The organism is Gordonibacter sp., from assembly GCF_036667095.1.
Taxonomy (GTDB): domain Bacteria; phylum Actinomycetota; class Coriobacteriia; order Coriobacteriales; family Eggerthellaceae; genus Gordonibacter.
Map to the genome: position 1 here is coordinate 1 of NZ_JAVWUP010000267.1, position 2,863 is coordinate 2,863.

Annotated in this window: 4 protein-coding genes; 3 read left to right on the forward strand and 1 reads right to left on the reverse strand. The window is 60.7% G+C overall.

The annotated features are described in order from the left end of the window. Window positions 1–48: 48 nt before the first annotated feature. The 3 genes from RR842_RS13460 to RR842_RS13470 all read left to right on the forward strand — a co-directional run bounded on the left by RR842_RS13460 (window position 49) and on the right by RR842_RS13470 (window position 2,508). Window positions 49–843: a MerR family transcriptional regulator gene (locus tag RR842_RS13460; RefSeq protein ID WP_332515002.1), complete on the forward strand. Its 795-nt coding sequence runs from the start codon at window positions 49–51 to the stop codon at window positions 841–843. Between the two features lie 196 nt (window positions 844–1,039). After that, window positions 1,040–1,768, forward strand: coding sequence for an ABC transporter ATP-binding protein (locus tag RR842_RS13465; protein WP_332730097.1), 729 nt, complete (start codon window positions 1,040–1,042; stop codon window positions 1,766–1,768). Further along, complete coding sequence (locus RR842_RS13470; RefSeq protein WP_332514999.1) at window positions 1,765–2,508, forward strand: ABC transporter permease; 744 nt, start codon at window positions 1,765–1,767, stop codon at window positions 2,506–2,508. Before RR842_RS13465 ends, RR842_RS13470 begins: the two co-directional genes overlap by 4 nt. A gap of 89 nt (window positions 2,509–2,597) precedes the next feature. Here RR842_RS13470 and RR842_RS13475 read toward each other — a convergent pair. Next, on the reverse strand, window positions 2,598–2,863 hold a 266-nt coding region (locus RR842_RS13475), incomplete at its 5' end, for an amino acid--tRNA ligase-related protein (protein ID WP_332729844.1).

A 2,863-nucleotide genomic window follows, 5' to 3' on the forward strand; every position in this document is an offset into this window, starting at 1 on the left:
CCTCCAGCAGAGGCGACCGTCGCCCACCGCAACGCAAAAGGGACTGCCATGAGCCCACGAACCTACACAACCTCCGAGATAGCCGAAGCAGTCGGCATCCATCCCAACACCGTCCGGTACTACGAGCAAACCGGATTTATTACGCAAGCCGAGCGCAAGCCCAACGGATACCGCGTATTCACCGACGAGCACCTGCTGCAGATTCGCCTTATCCGGCTTGCCTTGCAGGTCGAGATCGTTCAGAACAACCTGCGCCACGAGGCTATCGGCATCATCAAGGCCATGTCGGCAAGGAACTACCGGCAAGCAGCAAGCCTTGCCCTCGTTCGCCTAGAGCACCTGAAGCGCGACCAGAAGGCAGCCGGGGAGGCTGTTGCAACGGTGCACGACATCCTTGCCGCCACGCAACGAGACGAAGACGGCGCGCTGATCACGCGCGCGGCAGCAGCAAAAAGCCTCTACACCACCATCGACTGCCTCAGGAACTGGGAGATGAACGGCCTCTTCTCGGCAAAGCGCAGCCAAAACGGCTACCGAGTCTACACGGAAAGCGATCTCGATCGGCTGCGCATCATCAAGATTCTGCGAGACGCCGGCTATTCCCTCGTTGCCATCCACCGACTTTTCGCCCAACTCGATGCCAACCGCCGTGTCGACATCCATCGCACCTTGGACACGCCGGCCCCCGACGAGGACATACTCTCGGTGTGCGACAAGCTGCAGACCTCGCTTGCGCTTGCCGAGCGCCACTCGCACGAGATCATAGAGCTGCTAAGCTGCCTGGAAGAGATGCGCGCCAATTCCGAGACTCCCAGCAACGAAACCTCTACCGAGGACCACTGACCCGCTCGGCCACGCCCTGCGGCCGTACTCTCCGGATCGGGCGGCCTCCTGGCAAACAGCGTCAAGCAGTCCTTCCGTCGGCGCTCCCCGACTAGCCCCGGCCAACAACGGCGCTCGGCAAGAAAACAAACCCTCCAGATTGCCACCAGGGTTATCCGCTTGGCTACCATACAGGCTCCGACAGAAAGGAGCAGGTATGGAATACATCGTTTCCGCAGTTGGCCTTAAGAAATCATTCGGCTCGAAAAAGGCGGTTGCCGGAATCGACCTTGCCGTAGCGCAAGGCGAGACGTTTGGCCTTCTTGGAGCCAACGGTGCGGGGAAATCGACTACGGTCGAGTGCCTTGTGGGAGTGAAAGAGCCCGACGAGGGACAGGTGCTTCTTATGGGGAAGCGACCGCGCGCCCAGCGCAAAACGCTCTTCGAGCACGTAGGCGTGCAGTTCCAAGAATCACGCTATCAGGACAAGGTGAAGGTGGACGAGCTTTGCCGTATGACGGCCTGCCTGTACCGGCAGCCTGCCGACTACCGCGCGCTGCTGCACTCGTTCGGCCTCGACGAGAAGCGATCGAGCTTCATCGAAGATTTGTCCGGCGGGCAAAAGCAGCGGCTGTTCGTCGCACTCGCCTTGATCCCCGACCCGCGCCTTGTTTTCCTGGACGAGCTCACTACCGGGCTCGACGTCAAGACTCGCCGGGAGGTCTGGGGGTATCTCGAGGCAATGAAGGATCAGGGGGTCACCATATTCCTCACCTCGCACTATCTTGACGAGGTCGAGCGGCTCTGCGACCGCATCGCCATCATTCGAAACGGGAGGATAGTATTCACGGGCACGGTTGACGAAGCACGGGAATCCTGCGGAACCGCCGACTTGGAGCAGGCCTATCTGCACTACGCCGAACAGGGAAGTAAGGAGGCACAATGAAAGCATTCGCAACGCTGCTCGGGGTAGAGCTGAAGCTCTCGCTCCGCGATATGAACATGCCGATATTTGCCCTCGCCATGCCTGCGGTGGTGATGGTGATCATAGGGATCGTCTTCGGCAGCCAACCCGCCTTCGAAGGCGCGCCTTATTCTTTTGTCGACCAGTCGGTTTCGGCAGTTGCCGCCATCGCCGTATGCGCCGGCGGCTTCATGGGCCTGCCCATCATGATCGCAAGCTCGCGCAGAAGAAAGGTGTTCAAGCGCTTCTTCGTCACCCCCGTTGGCGTAGGGATGATACTCGGGGTGCAGCTGACCGTATACACGATCTATGCGACGGTTTCGGCGTTGCTGGTATTCGGGATCGCGCAGATTTTCTTCGGCGCCCACCTGTCGGGATCGGTACTGCTGTTCGCTGTCTCGTTCGTGCTGGTTATGGGTGCCATATTCGGCATCGGCCTTTTGGTGGGCGGCGTAACGGCTAACGAACGCCAGGCCAACCTGGCGGCGACGCTGCTCTACTTCCCCATGCTGCTGCTCTCGGGCGTCACCATCCCCTACGAGACGCTGCCCAAGGCCGTGCAGATGGCTTCTGACCTGCTGCCGCTGACGCAAGGCGTCAAGCTATTGAAGGCGACGTCCCTCGGCCTGCCTCTCGAACAGGCCGCGATTCCGGCTCTGATACTCGCGGCTTGGGCGGTCGTTTGCCTGCTGCTTGCGGGTAAGCTGTTCAAGTGGGAATAAAGCAAACGGGAACAAGCAGCTGAAACGTACAGAGAGCCCCCGATCGCACACGAGCGATCGGGGGCTCTCCCTATCTTGAGCTTTGGCGTCTACAGCGTGCGTAGGCTGACTTCCTTGAGCTGGCGTCCAGACACGGCACTGGGGGCACCGGTCATGGGGTCGCTCGCGCTGCTGGTCTTCGGGAACGCGATGACGTCGCGGATGGACGCCTTATTACCCAGCAGCATGACCAGGCGATCAAGGCCAAGCGCGATGCCGCCATGCGGCGGAGCACCCAGCTCGAGGGCATGGATAAGATGCCCGAACTTCTCTTCGATCTCCTCGTCGGTGAGGCCGCACACGCGCAGCACGCGGC

Coding starts and splice junctions, on each gene's coding strand:
- RR842_RS13460 (WP_332515002.1), top strand. CDS start 49: ATGAGCCCACGAACCTACACAACCTCCGAGATAGCCGAAGCAGTCGGC.
- RR842_RS13465 (WP_332730097.1), top strand. CDS start 1,040: ATGGAATACATCGTTTCCGCAGTTGGCCTTAAGAAATCATTCGGCTCG.
- RR842_RS13470 (WP_332514999.1), top strand. CDS start 1,765: ATGAAAGCATTCGCAACGCTGCTCGGGGTAGAGCTGAAGCTCTCGCTC.